Here is a 21526-nt window from a genome sequence, read left to right as displayed (position 1 = left end):
GTCTAGTAAGTATTTAAGATGGGAAAATAAAGGTGAGCTTTTATCTTTTCTGCCGCAGAGCGGCTTCGTTCAACAAGGCAATTATGAAAAGGACGCAAAACGCTTGGCTTGCGCTCCTTCGTCGCTAATTTTAGCCAAGCATTTGTGCGCCCCATATTGCGGCGTTATAAGTCGCTGGAGAATTATGGCTCGTCGAAGAGAGTTAGGTAGCATTGCTAGCGGCATTATTGGCTCCTTCAATAGCAGGAATAATGATATTGATGGATATTGGGGAATTGGTAAGATATACAATCTTGTGGTTACACGGGAAAGCAAAACCGTCTCAATCGATCTAAAAAATAAAGCAATAAGTCCAACATCAAACGAATTTGATGCAATGCTTACCTTTTACCACAACATGCTCACTTGCTTGCTGGAAAAGCATGACATTCCATTAGAGTGGGTTACTTCAGTTAATATTTCTGTGGAATTTGAAGCAACGTATGAAGATAAATATCACTATTGGAGAAGCGCTTTAGGTAATCCTTGCAAATTGCAGTGTGAGATTTTAGACGACAATGGTCGTATACATAATGCATATGCTTACAACAATTGCAGACCTCACGATCCGAGCAGGGAAAACCAAAGCAGTAGAGCTGGCAACTTATAACAAGCCAATAAAGTAGGGACTGCTAACAGCTTGCTCGGTTCCGCTTCGCTACACATTTTAGCAAGCTATTTTCAGCCTCTTATTGGGGCATTACAAACTCGTTTCTTTCCAAAAAGTGAGTTTAAAAGTGATTAAACTTTATTATAAGCAAGTGACTTTCATTCCTAGATAAATTATTAATCATCGTTATGGATTTAAAACAGCGCCTATTGGCGCTGTTTTTGTTTTTTGGTGGCAGAGTTACTGCGGTTTAATAGCACCGCTTAAAAGTCATTGTCATCAAAGGCTGCAATATTTGCGCTGCTCATTTCCACTTGCTTGCGTAAGCTACGTGTCTGACAACCCCAATAGTTCATGTAAAAGCTGGCTGTGTTTAACTTAGCTTGATAAAAAGCCTGTTCATCAGTACCAGCTTCAATGGCTGCAAGAGAAGTAGCTGCAATACGTGCCCACATCCAAGCGAGAGCCGAGATACCAAATAATTGCATATAAGGCATCGAAGCTGCACCAATCATGTCTGGATTGGTGGCGGCTGATTTTGCAATAAAGCCAGTGGCTTTTTCTAAATCTGCAGCAGCATCCATTAGCCCTGCAATGTACGGCTTCATTGCGTCATTAGCGCTGTGCTCACCAATAAACTGTTTCACCATGTCTGACCAAAGGCTTAATGTCGCCCCTTTATCAGATAACAATTTACGACCCACTAAATCTAACGCTTGAACACCGTTAGTACCTTCATAAAGCATGGCAATACGAATATCGCGGACAAATTGCTCCATGCCCCATTCGTTTATGTAGCCATGACCGCCATAAATTTGCTGCGCATCAACACAGGCTTTAAATCCTTGGTCGGTGACAAAACCTTTAACGATAGGCGTAAATAATGCCGCAAGCGCAGACGCTTGTTTAGCTTTGACAGGATCGGAGTGGCGCTCAGCGATATCTAACCACAATGCTTGCTGGCCCATTAGTGCTCGGGTTGCTTCATTGAATGACTTTTGCGACAACAACATGCGGCGAACATCACCATGAACCAGGATAGGATCCGCTGCTTGGTCGGCATGTTTTATCCCAGATAATGCGCGGCCTTGGACTCGGTCCTTGGCGTACACCAATGCATTTTGGTAGGCAATATCTGAAACACCTAACCCTTGAATACCCACACCGAGTCTGGCTTGGTTCATCATAGTAAACATGGCTTTTAGGCCTTGATGAGGCGCACCGACTAATTCACCTACAGCGCCATCAAATAACATCACGCAGGTTGAGTTACCATGAATGCCCATTTTATGCTCAAGTGCGGTGGCACTTAAGCTGTTTTCTTTGCCTAAAGAACCGTCATCGTTGACCATAAATTTAGGCACCGCGAATAATGAGATACCTTTGACGCCTTCAGGGGCATCAGGTAATTTTGCTAACACTAAGTGAATGATGTTTTCAGCTAAGTCGTGATCCCCTGATGAGATAAATATTTTCTCGCCGCTAATCGCAAACGTGTCATCGCCAAGAGGTTTAGCTTTAGTGCGCAGTAAGGCTAGATCTGTCCCTGCATGAGACTCAGTTAAGTTCATTGTGCCAGTCCATTCACCACTGACGAGTTTTTCTAAATACTTTTGTTTAAGTTTATCGCTGCCATGAACATGAATCGCTGAGTAAGCACCATGGGTTAATCCCGGGTACATGGCAAATGCCATATTGGTGGCGGTTTTCATTTCGGTGGCAAAGGTGCCAATCACTTCGGGTAAGCCTTGACCGCCGTATTCAGGGTCACAGGTAAGGGTTGCCCAACCATCATCAATGTATTGCTGATATGCGGCTTTAAACCCCTTTGGTGTTATCACTTTTCCGTCTTCAAGCTTACAACCTTCAAGATCACCAGAGGCATTAAGCGGCAACATGATATCGGTGGTGAAGTCAGCCACGCCTTGTAAAATGGCATCGGTAAGTTCAGGGTCGATTTCATCAAAACCTTTAAGGTCAGTTTGCTGATAAATATTGAGTAACTCAGATAGGATGAATTGATAGTCGCGAAGGGGAGCTTGATAAATCGGCATAATACGGTCCTTTGTTGTTTGCTATCTGTCAAACTGCCGATACTAGCGAAGCAAGGTTAACAGACTCCATAACTGTTTATCGTGTCGGTTCAACTGTGCAAATACATGGGCAGACAGCTGAACCTTTTGCTTATTATTTACTGTGCAATTTCGCTTATTTGTTAGGCGATAAACTACCTTAACCAATTTCGAGTAAAAACTCAGCTTTATTTTTAAGCGATGTTTTAGCTAGGTAAATGTAGGCTTTAAGTCATTATTTTATGGCTTTTCCAGAAAGAGAATGCATGCTCAAGAACTTGCTCTGGCGCTTCAACTTGTGGGTAATGTCCCACGCCGTTAAGGCTGATGGTATCTGCATCGGTTATCAGCTCTTGGTAGCGTTTAAGCATGTCATGCCCTGAAATAGGGTCTTCTAAACCATTAATAAAACGCATGGGTTGTTTATATTGTTGCAATGCACCGACCCAGCGATCACGATGTTCAACCCGTTCTTTCATGTATTGGATCAGCTTGTGAAAGATACGGTCGCCTTGGTTATGTTGGATCAGTTGCCAATATTTTCTCAGTTCAATATCGTCAATGTTAATACAACAGATATTGTCGAAATTACGTTTGAAAGCGTCATAACCCATGCCTTTAGCCACAATAAAACCTATGGGGCTTAGTAACAGTTTTTGGATGAGAATTGGATGAATCACTTCGGGGAAAATGCCGCCATTAAGTAATAAACAGCTTAATATTTCAAAGCAAGGCGGCGTTTGCTTTTGCTTAGCATCATTGTTTCTTGCCAATAATTCTTGGCTGACGGTATTACCGTAATCATGGGATAAAATATGAACTTGGTTAATATCTAATGACGTAAGTACATCTTCGATTAAATTAGCTTGAGCAGCAAAAGAATAGGGGAAGTCTGTCGGCTTATCGGAATAACCAAAACCAATCATATCTAAGGTAATCAGATAAAAGTGTGGGCTTAAGCTATCCCAAATTGGTTGCCAATCATAACTGCAAGTGGGGAATCCGTGGATCAGTAATAATGCTGGTTTGGACTTATCGCCCTCATGCCTGACAAAAATGTTATTTTCAAAGTGTGGTTTAAAGGCATGTTTATGAAAACGACCTTGATTTAACCAATGGGTTAATTTTTGCATAGATATTCCCCAATAATCCATTTTGTTTTTTTTGTTTTATACCAAACTAACGTGATTAATCCTGTTTGTAAAACGTTCTTAACGTCGAATTCTTATTTTCAAACATGCGTAAACACTAATCTAAATCAGTCACTTAACAAGCCGCTGAAAAACTGGCGAGCTGTGTTCTCGTTTAGCAGTAAGCTGCCCTGAATAAAAAAGGTGTTTTAGTCGGTCTTAATATTCAAGTGCGAATGCTTATCGCTGATTGTCGACTTTATTAATAGGATTGAATGCTTATGAAACCTATCAACGGACTGACCTTAAACGGACAGAGTTTAAATGGACTTAATTTAAACAGACTGATTTTAAATAGCCCGATTTTAAACAGACCTATTTTAAATAGACGGTATCGTGAAATTGCAGCGGAGGTAATGACCTTTACTTTACTGACCTTGTTAATGTTGCTTTTTTCAACTGCTGCGCGGGCAGATGAGACATTAACTGATGAACATCATTTTCCTCAAGCTGAAGCATTTATACTCAATGATGTCCAAGGCAATGAATGGTCATTGGCTGAGCAAGCGGGCAAACCGGTTGTTATTCATTTTTGGGCCACTTGGTGCCCTTATTGTAAAAAGCTTCAACCAGGGCTTGAACGATTAAGGTTAGCGAATAGTGAATCTGATCTTGAAATGGTGGCGATTAGCTTCAATGAAGATAAAGGTGCAATGCCAGCGAAGGTGTTAAAGGAGCGAGGCATCGACATGACAACCTTGATAAATGGTGACAAGGTTGCAAAACGCTATGGTGTAACAGGTACTCCAACGACTGTGTTTATTAATCGACAAGGACAAGTGGTTTGGGTTACGCGAATATCAGATCCAGACTCACCTAAATTAGTTCAGGCAATTGATTTTCTATTATCTGAGCAATAACGAAATAACATGACCACCAGGTTGATAGGGATATAAAACGGCAACTAGCTTTTTAAAAACACTCTGCCTTATAAAAAGAACCCGCTTTATAAAAAGCGGGTTATGTTTTCTGTATTGGTTTAACTGAATAAGCAGTTAAACCAAGCTTGAGCTTATTTATGACGACTTATCCAGTAAAGATAGGAGACTCATCAGATTTGTTTTCTGCAGATTCATCAACAGCCATGGTTAGAGGCAAGTCTCGTGCTTGTTCACGTAAGTAATCCATACCAGCCAAAAAGCCTGAGAACATTTTCAGTGCAATAAATTGACCTCCAACCGTGGTCTGGTAATTATTGCCTTTCTTAGTCAAAGCCCCAGCGGAAATCAGATAACTCATTTCCAGTGGAAAAGCTTGCCAAAGTGTTTTGCCTGTATGGGCTTTAAACTGCTGATTGTCCAGTGTGCCGTGACCCATCATCATCATTAAGTGATGTTGTAATAGGGCTTTGGCTTCTAATGGTTTGGTATAACAGGTACCTGTTTGCCCTGATTCGATTCGGCTAATATAGTCAGGAATATCAAAACTTGAAATTCTAAACTGTTCACCAAAACGACCAAAAGCACCTGAGCCAACGCCAAAGCAATCTTCGCCATCTAAAACGTATTTATTTTCTACTGGCTGACCAAAGTTACGGCTGAATGTCCACGGGAACTCCATGATGTAACGTTCAGCCATTGCTTCTTTTACCGCTAAAAACTGTGGCCATAATTCTTCAGGACTACCTGCTAAACAACCTGCTTTCTTGCGATTTTGGCCTATGCCAACGGTTAAAGGGTAAGTGGTGATTTGATCTGGGCTTAAGCGAATGGTTTGAGCTAAATCACTGGCAACAGTCTCTGGCGTTTGCATCTTAAAGCCATACATCATGTCCAAGTTAACTGTGGGGATCACTTCAATGGCACGGCTAACGTATTCAGCTTGTTGCAAACCACTGCCGAATTTTTCAAATCGGCCACTGGCTTTTAGAATTTTATCATCAAAGCTTTGCACCCCAATCGACATGCGGTCAACCAAGCCTTTGAGTAAATGTGGATTACCTTCTTTGAAATAAATTGGGTCACTTTCACAGGACACTTCTCGTACCGTGGTAATAGACTTAATCATCTCGATGGTTTTAATCAACTCATCTTCTAATATGGTTGTCGTCCCGCCACCAATGTATACCCGATTAAAGCGATAACCTTGGGCTATCACCATGCGAATTTCTTGTCTTAACGCCTTAAAATAAGCCTTGGCGACACCTTCATTAAATTTAATTTTGTGAAATGAACAAAAACGGCAAAGGGTATGGCAAAAAGGAATATGAATATAAAGTGTTTCGATGGGCTTTTCTGGCACAGTCAGCTTAGTCACATCAGTTAATGCGACGGCATCTTTTAAACTGAGCGATTGCTTAATCGTCATCCCCATTACCCAGTCTAAAGAGCTGGTAGCAAGGTTCAGCCTAGAAGTAGATAAGTATTTTTTCATGAGCAAGCCTTAGTCTTTTGGTTTCACCAACTGTGCAAGCTTTTCATTTGAAAAGGGCGATTGGTTTGTAATCATTTATTAGATGGATATCAGCGTAAATGACTCAATAAGTCCAAACTGTTGTGTAAAGCATGAAAATACAAATCTATACCTTTTTTATGTAGTTGATTTACCAAAATTTGATGCCTATCACTTGTTCCGTTTTAAATTCAATACTTATACGACAAAAAAATGATTGAAGCAGATTTCTAATGATTAGAAAAAGTGGTCCCTACAGTCGCCACAAGCTATATCTTAAATTAGTAATATTTAATGTTTACGTGTTTTTTATCGAAAATTTGTTGATTCATTCATCAAAACTGGGCTTGGGTCGCTTTTTTTTAGTGCCTGAATAGCGTAAATTAACCTCTATTGTGTTATTTTATAAACACTCAGTTTCTTAATGAAGACTATTTCAAGAGGTTAGCTATGGAACATCGTTGGCAAATCGCGATTTCAGCAGGTTTATTAGCAGCATTGTGGGCAGGCGTTGCCGACGTTTTCCAATTAGTGACTTGGATAGGTTTTTTAAGTTGCAGCACTTTTTTTGCTCAAACAGAAACCGGTATTAAAGGCATGTTTATGGCCATGAGTACTAATTTATCGGGCGTGTTTTGGGGATGGTTAATCATTTCAGGCAGTAGTTTCTTTATATCTCCGATAATAGGTTATGCCTTTACGGGTATTGCTACAGCAGCAATGTGTTTACAGGCAAGTTATAAAAAGCTCGCTTTTATCCCTGGCGCTTTTATAGGTTGTTGCATTACTTTTGCAATGAGTGCAGATCTTGCCGCGATTTTACCGCCATTATTCATCGGTGCTGTACTGGGTTATAGCATGAGCTTACTGACTGCTCAGTTGATTAGTATTACACCCAAAATACAAAGTCTATTTGCAGGCAATACTGCCAAAGAGCTTTAACCTTGTTATCTAATATTGTGACTTTAAATTGCGATTATAGTTAGGAAAACGCTTTTATCAACAGGCTAGTTATTGCCGATAAATAGCGTACCACCAAAGTGCTACATTTAAGCCTGTTAACACAACGTTTAACAGGCTTTTTTTAGGGGTTTATAATGGAGTTAGTTGATCATTTCTATACCAGCGTTTGTTGCTGAACATTCGGTGTCATTCTTAAGTATCCTTTTTTTATCTATATTCATCATAAGCTTGTATTACTTTAGAATGACATCACTTTATTTTGTCAGTATAAATTTCAATCTAATAAACTGAAAAGACTGACGTTTGCATTTAATCATGCGTTTATAGCCCATTTGGCTATACTTTCTATGCACATTTGGTCGCTATATCGTGACCAAAATGATTGCAATAGGAGTGAACGACATGAACAAGACCTTAATATTATTGTTATGCGTTTTAGTAAGTGGTTCTGCATTTTCAAAGGATAGATTAGAAGTATTTGAAGATTATGATCTTGGCACCGAAATAATGATGATGACGACTGTACGTGTTGATCCGAACATGGGTGATATTTACCTAGCGGGTTTACGCAATAGTTGGGTTAAAGCTGTAAAGCTGCAAAAGGAGCTTGGTTATATTAAAGATTGGAAGATATACGGCAGTGATTTACCTACGAGCGGTGATTTTAATATGCTGCTGGTGGTCAGTTTTGCTAATGCTGCTGATATCGAGCCGAATAAAACCAGGTATCAAGAGTTTATGAAGAAATGGAGTGAGTCAGACGAGAAAATGTCTAACGAAATTTCAGCCAAATACCCAGAAGTTAGAACCTTAACCGGTGAATATAGAATGCGAGAAATTATCTTAAAGTAAGATAATCGGAACTTGTTCATAGATTGAGATGTATTTGAATCGGTTCCGTACTCGATATTATATTGAGTACTGTTTGATAAGCTGTTACACAAAGTTAGTTACACTCTCTTAAAATTACTCTAGCTATTTCATTCAATCTCCCAACAGCTTTTTTTAGCGCTATTATTTTTTTCACAACCCATCTTGTTACAAGCCATCTCGTCACAAACTATCTTGGCATTAATAAGCTCATTTTAGACGGACATTACTTAGCTTGATGCTATTGCGCTATCAAATGGTTATCAGAATTGAAGCTTTATTATAAATAAATGTGCATAAAAGAAAGGACAGGGGTTTCTAATTTACACCGATATGCAATCTCGCTAGGATGTCGCTTTTTAAGCATCTAGCAAGGATATTCATGAAGTCTGCGACACTGTTTACCTCAATCATCATTCTCATAACCATAATGATTTCAGCGCCAGCCAAAGCGGCTCCAGAAGTGGGACTTATGGTCGGTAGTGACTCAGGTATTAATATCAAAATGGATAATTATAAGTTTGGTGTAGGCTTAGATGATTTATCATTTACCTTAGATAAAACATTCAATTTTCAAGACCACCCCCATTTTTACTGGGGCATTGGCGGTAAGGTTGCTGACTCTAAAAGCAATGATATTCAATTAGGTGCTAGAGCAATATTTGGTGCTCACACTAAGGTAGAGCGATTCACCTTTTTTATCGAAGCACAGCCAACCTTGTATTTACTGGATGATGTTAAAGTCGAGCTAGAAGCAATAGGCGGCGTGCGCTACCACTTCTAGAACGAATTATTGTATTTAGCTTCGTTCTTTATCGCATAAATTAGAAAGCGAACCTTAATTGGTTCGCTTTTTGATTTACTGAGCTTTTACAGTAATGACAGAAAAGTCATATAGTGCCTATTACCGTGCATCTTCAGCTCGGCGTTTTTTGAAATCAGATTCTTCAATCCATTTTGGCCAATCATCATTATTAGCAAGTTTTTCAATGATATCTGAGATTAATGCCAAATCTTGTTTTACGCCACCAAGGTCCCAATTGGGATTATAATCATCGGCAGTTTGATGGTATTTATGTGAAATGTATTCAGGGTCGGTGTCGCCTAGGCTCATAAACATTAACCCTGGCACGCCCTGTTTAGCTAATGCAAAATGATCTGAGCGGAACATTAAACCATTTTGAGGACGGGGATCAGCTTTAACTGACCGACCTTGAGCTTTAGCGGCATTATCTAAATACGTTTCTAGTTCAGATACATTTTCACCATAACGCAAAATGTAATCGACACCTTTACCAACATTCATCCCATCGATATTTAAAAATGACACAATTTGTTTAGTGGGTACAGGTGGGTGAGCAGCAAAATATTGTGCGCCAATTAACCCTGTTTCTTCAGCAGTAAAGGCGGTGAAAAGAATAGCGCGTTTTGGAGCTAACTTTTGTTGTTTAAAGTGACGCGCTAATTGCATGACGCCAGCAACGCCAGAAGCATTATCGACTGCGCCATTATATATATGACTTTTACCATCTTTAATCGTTTTACCAAGGTGATCCCAATGGGCATGCATCACTAAGTACTCATCACCTTGGCTAGTGCCTGGAATTAACCCTGCGACATTATAAGATGTGGCTAATTCAATATCGTTTTTTACAGACAAATTAGCTTTAAGGTTTAATGGAATAGCGTTAAAACTTGGTTTTGCAGCTGTGACTTTTAATTTATCGAAGTCTAAGTTTGCGGCCTTAAAAATTTGTTTGGCTACATCATGTTGTATCCAACCCATGACACCAATATGAGACTGGTTTTTATCCTCATCGACTAAAGTGTATTTAGTATTGGTATTGCTGTTTTGTACGACATTCCAACCATAGGCTGCTGGTGCGGTTTCATGCACAATAAAAACGGCTTTGGCACCTTGTCTTGCCGCTTCTTCATATTTATAAGTCCAACGACCGTAGTAAGTCATAGCGTTACCCTTGAAGATGCTAGGGTCTTGGGTCGCAAAACCAGGATCATTTACTAAAATAATCACGGTCTTACCTTGTACATCAAGGTTAGCGTAATCATTCCATTGATACTCTGGGGCATTAATTCCATAGCCGACAAAGACTACATCACTATTATTTAGCGCAAGCTGAGGTAAAACTTGTTCAGTTCTGGCGGTGAAGTCGCTGCCATTATTGAAAACTAAATCGTCAATTTTTAGCTGCATGTTTTGGTCTGCGGTAATTTTAGCCATAGGCACAGCTTGGCGGTAACTGTCACCAAAACCGGGTTCAAGCCCCATCGCTTTGTAGGCATTTTCTAAATACTCAACAGTCAGCTTTTCTCCCTTAGATAAAGGGCCTCGGCCCTCAAACTCGTCGCTGGCGAGAGTTTTGACATCTTCATGATAAATCTTTTGATCAAATTGAAATGGCGCAGCATCAACGCTTGGTAGCAAAAGCAGACTACATACGGTCAATAAACGAAAAGTTTTCACAGGTTACGTCCAGTATTTAGGGGGAAAATTCATTGTAACAGTATGATGGCGGAGAGAAAGTGTCGAGTGTAACGATAAGTTACAACTTGATTTTCAATGGCGTTATTAACAATATTGCCGAACTGTTGATGATCACTTTGAGTCAGTCACATTCGTAGTAGGCTAATTTAATCTTTAACTTATTTACTATTGATAATCATTCTCATTTACTTGTTATTGATTTAGACTGTCTTTGCTAAGCAGCGCTGCTGCAATCAATACCATATTATAAGGGAGCAATATGACTCACATTACTAAGTTAACAGCGACACTAGCGTTAACTCTCGCAAGTTTAAGTGTCAGTGCTAATGACTGTGAACTGACTATTACAGCCAATGATGCAATGCAATTTGATAAGAAAACGTTAGCTGTTCCAGCAACATGTAAACAAGTAACTTTAAACCTGAAGCATTCAGGCACGTTACCTAAATCTGCGATGGGACATAATTGGGTGTTAAGTACGGCCGAGAATATACAAGCAATCGCCAATGATGGAATGACTGCAGGTATTGAACACAGTTATGTTAAACCAGACGATACCAGAGTCATCGCACATACTGGTGTTATTGGTGGTGGTGCAGAGACATCAATCACTTTTAGTATTGAAGGGTTAGACAGCAGTGCAGCTTACCGATTCTTTTGCTCCTTTCCTGGGCATTGGGCGATTATGCAAGGTAGCTTTGTTATAGAGGCTTAAAAATAGCATTTATATGCGAAGGTTTTTAACAGAAACTTTTACATAAGCTTTTAACACAGGTCTATAGCAAATACTGTTAAATTTACAGGTTTAATTGGCTTTGAGTTAATTCACTTTGAGCTTACTCAATTAGGATAAACTCTAACGAGCGAGTGTTAAAAATCAACAGGCGAACCTAAAATGGTTCGCCTTTTTGTTAATTTAAAATGTGTGAGAGATGGTTAAAAGCTCACGAACATATTAATAATCATTGCATTGATGATGTCGATGAAAAAGCCGCACACTAAAGGGACGATAATAAAGGCTCTATGGGCGGCGCCATATTGTTGTGATACCGCAGTCATATTAACAATTGCAGTTGCTGTTGAGCCTAAGGTTACCCCGCCAAAACCTGAACAAATCACTGCCGCTTCATAATCTTTACCCATCATTCTAAAGACGACAAAAATGGTAAAGACAACAGACAGAATGACTTGTAAAGTCATTACAACGGAGATGTAAGCGAAGCTGCCCTCGAGTTCCCAGATTTTAAGACTCATTAGCGCCATGGTTAAGAACATGCCTAAACAAATATCTTGAATTAAGCTTAGCCCTCTTGACGCTTCTTCAATGTAGGTTTGGTCTCTGTCTTTATTGCGATTCAGTATCGCTCTACCAACGTTGCCGATAATAATACCTGCAAGTAAACAGGCGACAAACATAGGTAATTTAAGGCCTGCGCCTTGCAAACCTAAATCAATAAAATAGCCCATTATCAAGGTGACATTAAGCCATAGCCAAGCGCGCAGTACCCCAAAATAATCGACTTTAATTGATTTACTGTTTTCTTGATGGCTAGCACCAATATCCAGTTCGTCATCTTGATTGGGTTTGACCTTATGACGCTTCATTAAATAGGCGGCAATCGGGCCACCAATAACACATGCTGCGATAAGACCTAGGGTATTTGAAGCTATGCCTAGTTCACTAGCGTTGGTAATGCCTAACTCTTCAACAAAGGTTGGGGTCCATGCCATTGCGGTTCCAACGCCGCCGATGAGAGAAATCGAACCTGACATTAAGCCGGCTTTAGGATCTAAGCCAAATAAGCTTGCAACACTTACCCCCATGACATTTTGCAGGATAATAAAGGTGCTTGATAAAAATAGTAAAATTAGTAACGGTTTACCGCCTTTAATTAAGGTCGCAAAATCAGCTTTTAAACCAATCCCCGCAAAAAAGTACAGTAATAATATATCTCTTACTTCGAGGTTAAATTCAATTTGTAGTCCAAAGGCATAATACAGAACGCCGACAATAATAGCGCAGAAAAAACCGCCAACAACAGGTTCGGGTATGCTGTATTTTCTAAGCACCTCATATTGCGAGATGATGCCTTTACCAATAAATAAGGTAATAATGGCTAAGGTGAATGATACGAAGTCTTTCACTTCGACTAACTGGGGTTCCATTTTTTGTCCTCTTGAAAGGGTTGTGGTTTACAAACTGGCTTATCTATTTAGGTTAAAGCGCTATCTTTAAGAAATAATTTTAAAGTGTTAGCTGTTGATTTAATCGATAACTCATTATCAGGACATCAACTTGATACAAGCTTGATGTAAGATTAAATAGTTGTAATTATTAATTTAAATTGCCAGTTGGTTCAGCTGATATTCAGTTTTAGTGAACAATTGAGATTGATGAGAATAGGGCGGTTGTGGGAGATGTATTGGTTAGCTGGAAAGAATTATTTAGCGGTTAGAAACGATGCTGAATAACTGATTCTTAGTTATTTTTAGCATCAGAATAATGTCCGTTTGCTGTTATAATCTCGGCATTATTTTATAGAAAAGGCATTCGTATGACTTCCCTTGCAGAACTTAATATTACCGACATCACGGTTGGTGAAGGTAAAGCCGCAGAAAAAGGTGCACTAATCACCTGTAAATATACCGGTAAATTAGCCGATGGCAGCGTATTTGATAGCTCAGAAGCTTTTCAAGTGGTGATCTCCGCTAAACGGGTTATTCAGGGTTGGTATCAAGGTATTATTGGTGACAACCCAATGAAGGTAGGCGGAACACGCCAACTGTCAGTCCCTGCTCACCTTGGTTATGGCGAACGCAAAATTGGCGATAAAATCCCACCTAATTCTGATTTATTCTTTGAAATCGAATTATTAGAAGTGCTAACCCGAGATGATTGATATCAGCACGTTTAACTGCTGATATTAATCATCAGCATCGTAGTGATTGATGAATGGCAACAGTAATGTTGCCATTGTTGTTTTTGGCTAACCTATCAGGGCTAATAAAGCCTTAGCTGCAAACTCACGTTCATCTTTCTATATAAATTCTTCAACAGCATCGGCAATTTCCAATGTAGATTGTTGAATCTGTAGGTTCTATTGGAGTGTTTGGATTAGTTTAATTCGATTATTTATGACCTGCGGTCACTAAGATTTAAAGTCGTGGTGCTTCGCCCACACCAGACGAAAGGGAAACAACAGCATTTCCCTTTTCGCTGATTCATATATAAAGATTCTTGCCGCTCCGACGAAGTGTTTAACCTCGTACTTATTAGCGAATTAACTACCGCCTCAGATTCGCCATCCATGGCTCAATCTAAGGCTATGTCGGCGTCCTGCCTCCATCACGTAAATTAGCTAAACGCCCTCAGACACTTCCAACGGAGTGAATTGAGCCCGCAGGTTTCATTGGTATCTTGGCTAAAGTACCCCCTTTGAAATCTATATATGGTGTTTTTGGTGCTAGTTTTCACTACATGTTGTGTTTGTTGGTTGTTTTGTTACTATATAAAGGCATTTCACAACAGAGGTTTATATGCCAAGAAAAAATCAACATGCAATTCCACATCCTGAAGGTGGATGGGGAGTTAAAGGTGCTGGAAACGAAAGGTTCACTAGTCGACACACTACCCAATCTTCTGCAATAGAAGTTGCAAGAGAGATTGCAAAAAATCAGAAATCAGAATTATTTATTCATAGGCAAGATGGTCGAATTCGCAAACGGGATTCTCACGGAAATGATCCATTTCCACCTAAGGGGTAATTGATTTTAAATTAACTGTCAGAAGCAAGAATTCTGATTATTAAACTCTATTATCCATTATATAAATAGGAACCATTATGAATTTAGATGAAAAATTAACACTGACAGGTTTTAAAAACTTAGCCCATCTAGCTGATGTTATTGAAGCACCAAAGTTGAACCTTGAAGAATATAAAATAGAACACCCAAAACTTTTTAACGCATTGATTGACGGAGTGGCATCTCAAGTTAGATTGAATAAAATGTTAAACCAACATTTCCAATTCAGGATTGTTTTTGAATATTTAAATGAGCATTATAAATCTGGTCAGAATTTGCCCTCAGAAAATGACTTAGCTCTCGAAATCGGTTCAGTGAAAAGCGTGATAAGGGAGCAATTAGCTAGATTAGAATCACTAGGTTATATAGATATTATTGAACATGGAAAAAGAAATGTTTGGCGTTCAAACTTATCATTTGACAGTTGAGGTCTATATTTTTTTGATTAGTATAATGAATGTTAAATATCCTCTGTAACCCTCTCTTAAAATATGATCGATATAAGGGAGGGTTACATGTGGATATATGAATGTCTCGAAGACAGGGATATCAGAGTGACCATGACTCAACTGAGGTAATATCAGTTTCGATAGACTGGATGCTTGAATGTCATGAAGTGCATGGATGCAAGAGAATGAACTGCCTCCATCACTAAAATTAGCTTAACGGATTCAGACACTTCCAACGGAGATCATCGAACCCGCAGATTAATTTTGCTGTACGATAAAGAAAGTTTGATCTGTTCCCACTTATTATATGAAATCGGGAGTAACTTTTGATAAAGGCGCAACCCCAAGGGACAGAATTTAAAACACCTATATTGTTTTTTAGTACCATATCTTTTGTTGGGGGGCTAAATAAATATAGCAAGCCAGTGTTATCCGCTAACGAATAAGTGGGAACCCTCAGATTTTGAGTAATGATTTGTAGGCCAGAATTTAGATAATAACCAAAGGGAATGATATAAATGGAAAATCCGTATGAAGGCTGTGAGCGTCAAGATACCTATTCTTTTATACAGTCGTCGATAATTCCAATTATGTTTATGCAAGGAAGTCTATTTTTCACTTTTTTGGGAAATTATGCAGTCGGAGTTGTAAGTGGAATTATATTTTTAGTCGCGCTTTTTACACAGGAAGAAATAAAACTGTTTAAATATGATGTAGATTTCAAACTTATTTTCTTATGTGTTTATGCTTCCACTGGATTGTATTCAGCAATCTTAGGTTTCTTTGATAAATTTTCACCAATGTTGATTCTTATAGTGATTGATACCTGTTGGATTATGTATATTTATTATGTATATGAACGAGTTTATTTAGAAGGCAATAAGTGAAGAAAATAAGTTTAGGTAAAGTAAATTGAATATCTAATTAAAAACAAACCTGCCGATTCAACAATCTCCATTTGAAGTGTCCGATGACGTTAAGCTAATTGACGTGATGGAGGCAGGACGCCGACATAGCCTTAGTTGAGCCATGGATGGCGAATCTAAGGCGGTAGTCAATTGGCTTAGTAAGTCAGAGGAATAACACTTCGTTGGAGCGGGTGGGTGTTCCAAGAGGGAGTTGCCGTTCACTCCCTTTTGGTCTGGTGTGGGCGAAGCGCCACGACGTTAATCTTTCAAAAACTAAATAATTCAACCGAAGTTGGCAGCCAACAAAAAAGCGAACTTCAATGAAGCTCGCTTTTAGTCTTTAATCAAATTTAAATTGAATCACACATTCAATTTAAAACACCATTTCTGGTACATGCTCTGGCACGACCAACTTACCCGCTGTTTTAGATTGGATCTCTTCAACCGACACCCCAGGGGCACGCTCTAACAAGTGGAATGCGCCGTCTTTGATTTCCATAAAGGCTAAGTCAGTCATCACGCGTTTAATGCAGCCATAACCCGTTAAAGGCAGCTCGCATAAAGGCAGTAACTTAGAGTTACCTTTTTTGTCAGCATGCATCATGGTGACAATAATATTGTCAGCCCCAGCCACTAAGTCCATGGCGCCGCCCATGCCTTTAATTAACTTGCCTGGGATCATCCATGAGGCGATTGAACCATTTACATCGACTTCAAAAGCGCCCAGTACGGTTAAATCAACATGGCCGCCACGGATCATGGCAAAGCTTTCTGCCGATGAGAAAAACGATGCGCCATCAACAGCAGTGACGGTTTGCTTACCTGCATTGATAAGATCTGCATCTATGGTGTCTTCAGTTGGGAACTCACCCATACCTAATAAACCATTTTCAGATTGCAGCATCACGCTCATGCCTTCAGGAATATAGTTAGCCACTAAGGTCGGAATGCCGATACCTAAGTTAACGTAAAAGCCATCTTGCATTTCTTGGGCTACACGTTGAGCAAGTTGTTCTCTTGATAATGCCATGTCTTGCTCCTTATTTTGCTGCCGCTGCATTTGGTTTGACAGTACGTTGTTCGATGCGCTTCTCGAAACTTGCTTGAATAACGCGGTCAACGTAAATACCTGGGGTATGAATATGGTTAGGGTCTAACTCACCTGGCTCTACAATTTCTTCAGCTTCTACCACGGTGATTTTTCCAGCTGTCGCCATCATCGGGTTAAAGTTCGCTGCGGTTTTACGGAAGATTAAGTTACCCATGGTGTCAGCTTTCCAAGCTCGAACGAGGGCAAAGTCAGCGGTCAATGAGTCTTCAAGTACGTAATGACGGCCTTTGATTTCACGGGTTTCTTTACCGTCAGCAATCGGTGTGCCGTAACCAGTAGCGGTGAAAAAGGCAGGGATACCTGCGCCGCCAGCACGGATCTTTTCAGCTAAAGTGCCTTGTGGCGTTAAGATGACATTAAGTTCACCAGACAACATTTGTTGCTCAAAAGTGGCATTTTCACCGACATAAGAGGCGATCATCGTGGCAATTTGGCGCTCTTTTAGTAGCAAGCCTAAACCAAAGTCATCCACACCGGCATTATTTGAAATAGCGGTTAATCCAGTGACGCCCATTTTGACCATGTGATTAATCAGACCTTCTGGAATGCCACATAATCCGAAACCGCCGACCATAATGGTCATATCATTACTGAGGCCGTTTAGGGCTTCATCGTAACTGTGAACGACTTTGTTGAGTCCTGCCATCATCTTGTCCTTTTCTGTATTGCGCGAGTGGCAATGAATGCCCATCACGATGTATTTGGTCTGCTATCTACTTACTATTTATTAGCAAAAAGCTTATTAGCAAAAAAGTTTATTAGCTAAAAAGCTTATTAGCTAAAAACGGTTTATTCTGCGCAAATAGCTTGTGCCACTTTTGAGCCTGTTGTTCTGTCTAAAGTGTGGCTTATTTGCTGACCTGCTTTAGCAAGCTTGGTTAAATCAATGCCGGTTTCGATACCCATTCCGTGCAGCATGTAAACCACATCTTCGGTAGCAAGATTGCCTGATGCGCCTTTGGCATACGGGCAACCGCCAAGGCCTGCAACGGATGAATCAATCACGCTAACGCCTGTGCTTAAACAGGCTGCGATATTAGCTAATGCTTGGCCGTAGGTGTCATGAAAGTGCAGCGCCAGCTTTTCAACCGGGACTAATTTAGCAACGGCTTCAACCATCTTACGGGCTTTAATGGGCGTGCCAACACCTATGGTGTCGCCAAGTGAAATCTCGTAACAGCCCATTTTGTAAAGTATTTCAGACACTCGGGCGACTTCGTTAATATCAATGTCACCTTCGTAAGGGCAACCAAGGACACAGGAAACATAGCCGCGAACGGGGATGTTTCTTTGCTTAGCCAGTGCCATGACTGGCTCAAAGCGTGCTATCGACTCCTCAATAGAGCAGTTGATATTGCGCTGACTGAAGCTTTCAGATGCCGCGCCAAAGATGGCAACTTCATCGGCGCCAGCGTCAAGTGCAAGTTCCAGCCCTTTTAGATTGGGGGTAAGAGCAGAGTAGACCACGCCTTGTTTACGCTTGACAGTTTTAAGCACGTCACCTGAATCAGCCATTTGTGGCACCCATTTAGGTGACACAAAACTGGCGGCTTCAATACGCTTGACCCCTGCATCGGCGAGTTGCTCAATTAAGGTCAGTTTATCTCGGGTGCTAACTGCCTTTTCATTTTGTAAACCATCACGGGCGCCAACTTCAAAAATACTGACTTTGTTAGGAAGACTCGCTGCATTCATCATTAGGCTTCCTTTTCTGCAACTTCTACATTCAGAGCTTCGACATTAAGCGCTTCGACATTTAATAGCTGAGCGCCATCGGTCACGAGTTCGCCGCTTTGGAAGTAAAACTCACTGACCACACCATCAAATGGCGCTTCAATGGTGTATTCCATTTTCATCGCTTCCATCACTAATAAGCCTTGGCCTTCAGTGACGCTATCGCCCACCTCAACTAAGTGGGTGACCACAGTGCCATTCATTGGTGCTTTTAATTTATCCGCACTGTCTGCGGTGTCTTCGGCAACTTGTGCCTGAACCGCTTTAAAGTGGTAACTGCCAGACGGTAAGAAAAGAGTAAAATCATCACCTTCATGGCTGACTGGGACTTTACTTTTATGGCCGTTAATTTCAGCTAATAACATGTCATCAACTATGGAACCAGCAAGCTTGAGCGCTTGACCGTTTAGGCCAAGGTGTAAAGCATCACCTAAGTCAGTAATGACTAAGTTTTGCAACGTTTGAACATCATCGAGTAGCGCTACATGGTGCACGCTGGCGCTATTGAGCCTAAAGCCACTGACTTGTCCCCAAGGCGAGTATGGGTCTTCGCTATTGGTGGCGTTAACCTTTGCGGTCTCTTGACGAGAAAGCACTTGATAAAGGCCTGCTAAGGCGAGGGCATTATCCGACTCATTGGTGACGTCACCAATTAAACTGCTGGCGTAACGTTCGATAAAGTCAGTGCAAAAATCAGCTTCAGCAAATGCGGGATGCTCAGCGATATTAGCTAAAAACTCGATGTTATGTTTAAGACCGCTAATTTGGTATGAGCTTAATGCATGAGTCAGACGCTGCAGCGCACGTGGGCGAGATTCGTCCCATACGATTAATTTTGAAATCATCGGGTCGTAAAAGTTACTGATGACGTCGTTTTCACGAATACCAGAATCAATACGCACATGGCGGTTTTGATCAGGCTCACGTAAGAAGTTTAATTTACCCGCCGCTGGCAGGAACTCATTACGGGGATCTTCAGCATAGATACGTACTTCAAATGAATGGCCGTGAATACTGACCTCATCTTGCTTAAGGGGTAACTCACTGCCGCTGGCCACCATTAACTGCCATTTTACTAAGTCTTGTCCTGTAACCATTTCGGTTACTGGATGCTCAACTTGCAAACGGGTATTCATTTCCATGAAGTAAAAGCTGTCGTCGGTATCTAATAAGAATTCAACCGTACCTGCGCCCACATAATCAATCGCTTTGGCTGCAGCAACAGCGGCTTCACCCATTTGCTGACGCAGCGCATCAGACAAACCTGGCGCTGGCGCTTCTTCGACCACTTTTTGGTGGCGACGTTGAATTGAACAATCACGATCAGATAAGTAAATGGTGTTGCCAAAAGTATCGGCAAATACTTGCACTTCAACATGGCGAGGCTGGCGCAAATAGCGTTCCATCAACAGTTTGTCATTACCAAACGATGATGCTGCTTCACGGCGAGCTGAGTTAATCGCATCAAGTACTTCAGCTTGGTTTTCAACGATTTTCATGCCTTTACCACCGCCGCCATAGGCTGCTTTAATCAGCATGGGATAGCCGACATTTTCTGCTTCAGCAAGTAAGGTGTTGTCGTCCTGTGCATCGCCATGGTAACCCGGCACTAGCGGTACATTGGCTGCGCCCATAATGATTTTTGCGGCGCTTTTACTGCCCATTGAGTCAATGGCATCGCTGCCTGGACCAATGAAGGCTATGCCGTTTTGCTCACAGCTGCGAGCAAAACCTGCATTTTCAGATAAGAAACCGTAACCTGGGTGTATCGCTTCAGCACCTGATTTTTTGGCGATATCTATGATGACATCACCCTTTAAGTACGACTCTGCTGGCGCGCTGCCACCAATATGAAATGACTCATCTGCCATGGCAACATGACGGGCATTGGCATCGGCATCGGAATATAAAGCAACAGTGCGAACGCCCATTGCGCGGGCGGTATTAATAATGCGACAAGCAATTTCACCGCGGTTAGCAATTAATAATTTGGTAAACATTATTTGGCTCCTTGTGCATCAGTCTTGGCGTTTTGTTGTTGGTTGCTTATCCAAGCTGGCGAGCGTTTTTCAAAGAATGCATTAAGGCCTTCTTGGCCTTCATCTGACACACGAATTCGAGCAATTTGCTCACTGGTATGGGCGAGGGTAGCGTCATCAATAACGCCATCTTCAAGGTGCGACACTAAGGTTTTAACCCACGCCATACCTTGAGGACTGTTGCCATTAAAGGCTTCAATAAATGGTTTTGCTGCAGCATCTAAGTCATCATTTATTTCATGAATAACTTGATAAGTTAATGCAACCTCTGCGCTAAAGCGCTCGGCGGTTAGCATGTAGCGCCTTGCTTGGCGGTTACCCATTGCGCGAACCACGTATGGGCTTATCACTGCTGGAATAAGCCCGAGTTTGACTTCGCTTAAGCAAAAACTGGCACGTTCATTGGCAATGGCAATATCGCAGCAGCAAATTAGCCCAAGTGCGCCACCAAAGGCTGCACCATTGACTAAAACGATAGTCGGTTTAGGGAACTTATCTAGCACGTGCATTAACTTAGCCAGTTCGTTGGCATCGCTAAGGTTTTGCTCAAAGTCCATTTTTGCTTGTTTGCGCATCCAATTTAAATCAGCGCCTGCACTGAAGTTTTTACCGTTTGCTCGCAGTATCAATTGCTGGCATTGACTGTTGATAGCAAAGGCTTCAATGGCGCTAATCATTTCGCTAATCATCACTTCATCGAAGGCATTATGCTTTTCAACACGGTTTAATATTAGCTCAGCAACACCTTGGTTTAGCTGGCATTGGATGTATTGATAATCATTTTTTAGAACGTCATTTTTTATGGCTGTTGTATCTGTCATTATCTGCTCCTATTTATCC

At 40.9% G+C, this 21526-nt stretch carries 20 protein-coding genes; 10 read left to right on the top strand and 10 right to left on the bottom strand.

Annotation, left to right across the window (positions count from 1 at the left end):
- Positions 1 to 649: hypothetical protein (locus Q4600_RS19965; protein WP_303524429.1), on the top strand; the 649-nt coding region annotated here is incomplete at its 5' end.
- A 263-nt stretch (positions 650 to 912) separates the two neighbouring features.
- Here Q4600_RS19965 and Q4600_RS19960 read toward each other — a convergent pair.
- On the bottom strand, positions 913 to 2703 hold the full coding sequence (locus tag Q4600_RS19960; protein ID WP_303518027.1) for an acyl-CoA dehydrogenase C-terminal domain-containing protein: 1791 nt from the start codon (positions 2701 to 2703) through the stop codon (positions 913 to 915).
- A gap of 245 nt (positions 2704 to 2948) precedes the next feature.
- Positions 2949 to 3854: an alpha/beta fold hydrolase gene (locus Q4600_RS19955; protein ID WP_303518029.1), complete on the bottom strand. Its 906-nt coding sequence runs from the start codon at positions 3852 to 3854 to the stop codon at positions 2949 to 2951.
- A 278-nt stretch (positions 3855 to 4132) separates the two neighbouring features.
- On the opposite strand from Q4600_RS19955, the gene Q4600_RS19950 reads away from it, so the two are divergent.
- Positions 4133 to 4771: a TlpA disulfide reductase family protein gene (locus Q4600_RS19950; RefSeq protein WP_303518031.1), complete on the top strand. Its 639-nt coding sequence runs from the start codon at positions 4133 to 4135 to the stop codon at positions 4769 to 4771.
- Positions 4772 to 4937: 166 nt separating this feature from the next.
- Here Q4600_RS19950 and Q4600_RS19945 read toward each other — a convergent pair whose 3' ends face one another.
- Positions 4938 to 6284: a coproporphyrinogen III oxidase family protein gene (locus tag Q4600_RS19945; protein WP_102528818.1), complete on the bottom strand. Its 1347-nt coding sequence runs from the start codon at positions 6282 to 6284 to the stop codon at positions 4938 to 4940.
- A gap of 468 nt (positions 6285 to 6752) precedes the next feature.
- Here Q4600_RS19945 and Q4600_RS19940 point away from each other — a divergent pair, with 468 nt between their 5' ends.
- From Q4600_RS19940 to Q4600_RS19930, 3 genes are all read left to right on the top strand, one after another.
- Positions 6753 to 7244, top strand: coding sequence for a DUF1097 domain-containing protein (locus Q4600_RS19940; protein ID WP_303518034.1), 492 nt, complete (start codon positions 6753 to 6755; stop codon positions 7242 to 7244).
- Between the two features lie 423 nt (positions 7245 to 7667).
- A complete protein-coding gene (locus Q4600_RS19935; protein WP_303518037.1) occupies positions 7668 to 8117 on the top strand; it encodes a hypothetical protein in 450 nt (149 codons plus the stop codon).
- Positions 8118 to 8517: 400 nt separating this feature from the next.
- The gene (locus tag Q4600_RS19930) at positions 8518 to 8919 is read left to right on the top strand and encodes a hypothetical protein (protein WP_303518040.1); all 402 of its coding nucleotides are present in this window, start codon (positions 8518 to 8520) and stop codon (positions 8917 to 8919) included.
- A gap of 120 nt (positions 8920 to 9039) precedes the next feature.
- Here Q4600_RS19930 and Q4600_RS19925 read toward each other — a convergent pair whose 3' ends face one another.
- Positions 9040 to 10581 (bottom strand): M28 family metallopeptidase, encoded by a 1542-nt coding sequence (locus Q4600_RS19925; protein WP_303518113.1) that lies wholly within the window; start codon positions 10579 to 10581, stop codon positions 9040 to 9042.
- A 319-nt stretch (positions 10582 to 10900) separates the two neighbouring features.
- Here Q4600_RS19925 and azu point away from each other — a divergent pair, with 319 nt between their 5' ends.
- Positions 10901 to 11356, top strand: a complete 456-nt coding sequence (gene azu / locus Q4600_RS19920) for an azurin (RefSeq protein WP_102528823.1) — start codon at positions 10901 to 10903, stop codon at positions 11354 to 11356.
- Positions 11357 to 11577: 221 nt separating this feature from the next.
- Here the strand turns inward: azu and gltS are convergent, their stop codons facing one another.
- Positions 11578 to 12807, bottom strand: coding sequence for a sodium/glutamate symporter (gltS, locus tag Q4600_RS19915; protein ID WP_102528824.1), 1230 nt, complete (start codon positions 12805 to 12807; stop codon positions 11578 to 11580).
- 389 nt (positions 12808 to 13196) lie between these two features.
- On the opposite strand from gltS, the gene Q4600_RS19910 reads away from it, so the two are divergent.
- The 4 genes from Q4600_RS19910 to Q4600_RS19895 all read left to right on the top strand — a co-directional run bounded on the left by Q4600_RS19910 (position 13197) and on the right by Q4600_RS19895 (position 15781).
- Positions 13197 to 13541, top strand: coding sequence for an FKBP-type peptidyl-prolyl cis-trans isomerase (locus Q4600_RS19910; protein WP_229372626.1), 345 nt, complete (start codon positions 13197 to 13199; stop codon positions 13539 to 13541).
- Positions 13542 to 14178: 637 nt separating this feature from the next.
- On the top strand, positions 14179 to 14406 hold the full coding sequence (locus tag Q4600_RS19905; RefSeq protein WP_248957020.1) for a DUF2188 domain-containing protein: 228 nt from the start codon (positions 14179 to 14181) through the stop codon (positions 14404 to 14406).
- 77 nt (positions 14407 to 14483) lie between these two features.
- Complete coding sequence (locus Q4600_RS19900) at positions 14484 to 14873, top strand: GntR family transcriptional regulator (RefSeq protein ID WP_248957019.1); 390 nt, start codon at positions 14484 to 14486, stop codon at positions 14871 to 14873.
- Positions 14874 to 15412: 539 nt separating this feature from the next.
- A complete protein-coding gene (locus tag Q4600_RS19895) occupies positions 15413 to 15781 on the top strand; it encodes a hypothetical protein (protein ID WP_303518047.1) in 369 nt (122 codons plus the stop codon).
- A gap of 394 nt (positions 15782 to 16175) precedes the next feature.
- On the opposite strand, the gene Q4600_RS19890 is transcribed toward Q4600_RS19895, so the two are convergent.
- From Q4600_RS19890 to Q4600_RS19870, 5 genes are all read right to left on the bottom strand, one after another.
- Entirely contained in the window at positions 16176 to 16832 is a 657-nt protein-coding gene (locus Q4600_RS19890) for a 3-oxoacid CoA-transferase subunit B (RefSeq protein ID WP_102528827.1), read from the bottom strand.
- Positions 16833 to 16842: 10 nt separating this feature from the next.
- Entirely contained in the window at positions 16843 to 17559 is a 717-nt protein-coding gene (locus Q4600_RS19885) for a CoA transferase subunit A (RefSeq protein ID WP_303518049.1), read from the bottom strand.
- A gap of 143 nt (positions 17560 to 17702) precedes the next feature.
- Positions 17703 to 18611: a hydroxymethylglutaryl-CoA lyase gene (locus tag Q4600_RS19880; RefSeq protein ID WP_303518051.1), complete on the bottom strand. Its 909-nt coding sequence runs from the start codon at positions 18609 to 18611 to the stop codon at positions 17703 to 17705.
- Positions 18611 to 20647 (bottom strand): acetyl/propionyl/methylcrotonyl-CoA carboxylase subunit alpha, encoded by a 2037-nt coding sequence (locus Q4600_RS19875; RefSeq protein ID WP_303518053.1) that lies wholly within the window; start codon positions 20645 to 20647, stop codon positions 18611 to 18613. Before Q4600_RS19875 ends, Q4600_RS19880 begins: the two co-directional genes overlap by 1 nt.
- Positions 20647 to 21507, bottom strand: a complete 861-nt coding sequence (locus Q4600_RS19870; protein ID WP_303518056.1) for an enoyl-CoA hydratase-related protein — start codon at positions 21505 to 21507, stop codon at positions 20647 to 20649. The genes Q4600_RS19875 and Q4600_RS19870 overlap by 1 nt, the downstream gene beginning before the upstream one ends.
- Positions 21508 to 21526: the final 19 nt, after the last annotated feature.

Origin of the sequence: Shewanella sp. 2_MG-2023, from assembly GCF_030548905.1 — a bacterium.
In the GTDB taxonomy this organism is placed as follows: Bacteria; Pseudomonadota; Gammaproteobacteria; order Enterobacterales; family Shewanellaceae; genus Shewanella; species Shewanella electrodiphila.
This window is presented reverse-complemented; position numbering and strand designations above follow the sequence as displayed.

Coding starts and splice junctions, on each gene's coding strand:
- Q4600_RS19960 (WP_303518027.1), bottom strand. CDS start 2,703: ATGCCGATTTATCAAGCTCCCCTTCGCGACTATCAATTCATCCTATCT.
- Q4600_RS19955 (WP_303518029.1), bottom strand. CDS start 3,854: ATGCAAAAATTAACCCATTGGTTAAATCAAGGTCGTTTTCATAAACAT.
- Q4600_RS19950 (WP_303518031.1), top strand. CDS start 4,133: ATGAAACCTATCAACGGACTGACCTTAAACGGACAGAGTTTAAATGGA.
- Q4600_RS19945 (WP_102528818.1), bottom strand. CDS start 6,284: ATGAAAAAATACTTATCTACTTCTAGGCTGAACCTTGCTACCAGCTCT.
- Q4600_RS19940 (WP_303518034.1), top strand. CDS start 6,753: ATGGAACATCGTTGGCAAATCGCGATTTCAGCAGGTTTATTAGCAGCA.
- Q4600_RS19935 (WP_303518037.1), top strand. CDS start 7,668: ATGAACAAGACCTTAATATTATTGTTATGCGTTTTAGTAAGTGGTTCT.
- Q4600_RS19930 (WP_303518040.1), top strand. CDS start 8,518: ATGAAGTCTGCGACACTGTTTACCTCAATCATCATTCTCATAACCATA.
- azu (WP_102528823.1), top strand. CDS start 10,901: ATGACTCACATTACTAAGTTAACAGCGACACTAGCGTTAACTCTCGCA.
- gltS (WP_102528824.1), bottom strand. CDS start 12,807: ATGGAACCCCAGTTAGTCGAAGTGAAAGACTTCGTATCATTCACCTTA.
- Q4600_RS19910 (WP_229372626.1), top strand. CDS start 13,197: ATGACTTCCCTTGCAGAACTTAATATTACCGACATCACGGTTGGTGAA.
- Q4600_RS19905 (WP_248957020.1), top strand. CDS start 14,179: ATGCCAAGAAAAAATCAACATGCAATTCCACATCCTGAAGGTGGATGG.
- Q4600_RS19900 (WP_248957019.1), top strand. CDS start 14,484: ATGAATTTAGATGAAAAATTAACACTGACAGGTTTTAAAAACTTAGCC.
- Q4600_RS19895 (WP_303518047.1), top strand. CDS start 15,413: ATGGAAAATCCGTATGAAGGCTGTGAGCGTCAAGATACCTATTCTTTT.
- Q4600_RS19890 (WP_102528827.1), bottom strand. CDS start 16,832: ATGGCATTATCAAGAGAACAACTTGCTCAACGTGTAGCCCAAGAAATG.
- Q4600_RS19885 (WP_303518049.1), bottom strand. CDS start 17,559: ATGGCAGGACTCAACAAAGTCGTTCACAGTTACGATGAAGCCCTAAAC.
- Q4600_RS19880 (WP_303518051.1), bottom strand. CDS start 18,611: ATGATGAATGCAGCGAGTCTTCCTAACAAAGTCAGTATTTTTGAAGTT.
- Q4600_RS19875 (WP_303518053.1), bottom strand. CDS start 20,647: ATGTTTACCAAATTATTAATTGCTAACCGCGGTGAAATTGCTTGTCGC.
- Q4600_RS19870 (WP_303518056.1), bottom strand. CDS start 21,507: ATGACAGATACAACAGCCATAAAAAATGACGTTCTAAAAAATGATTAT.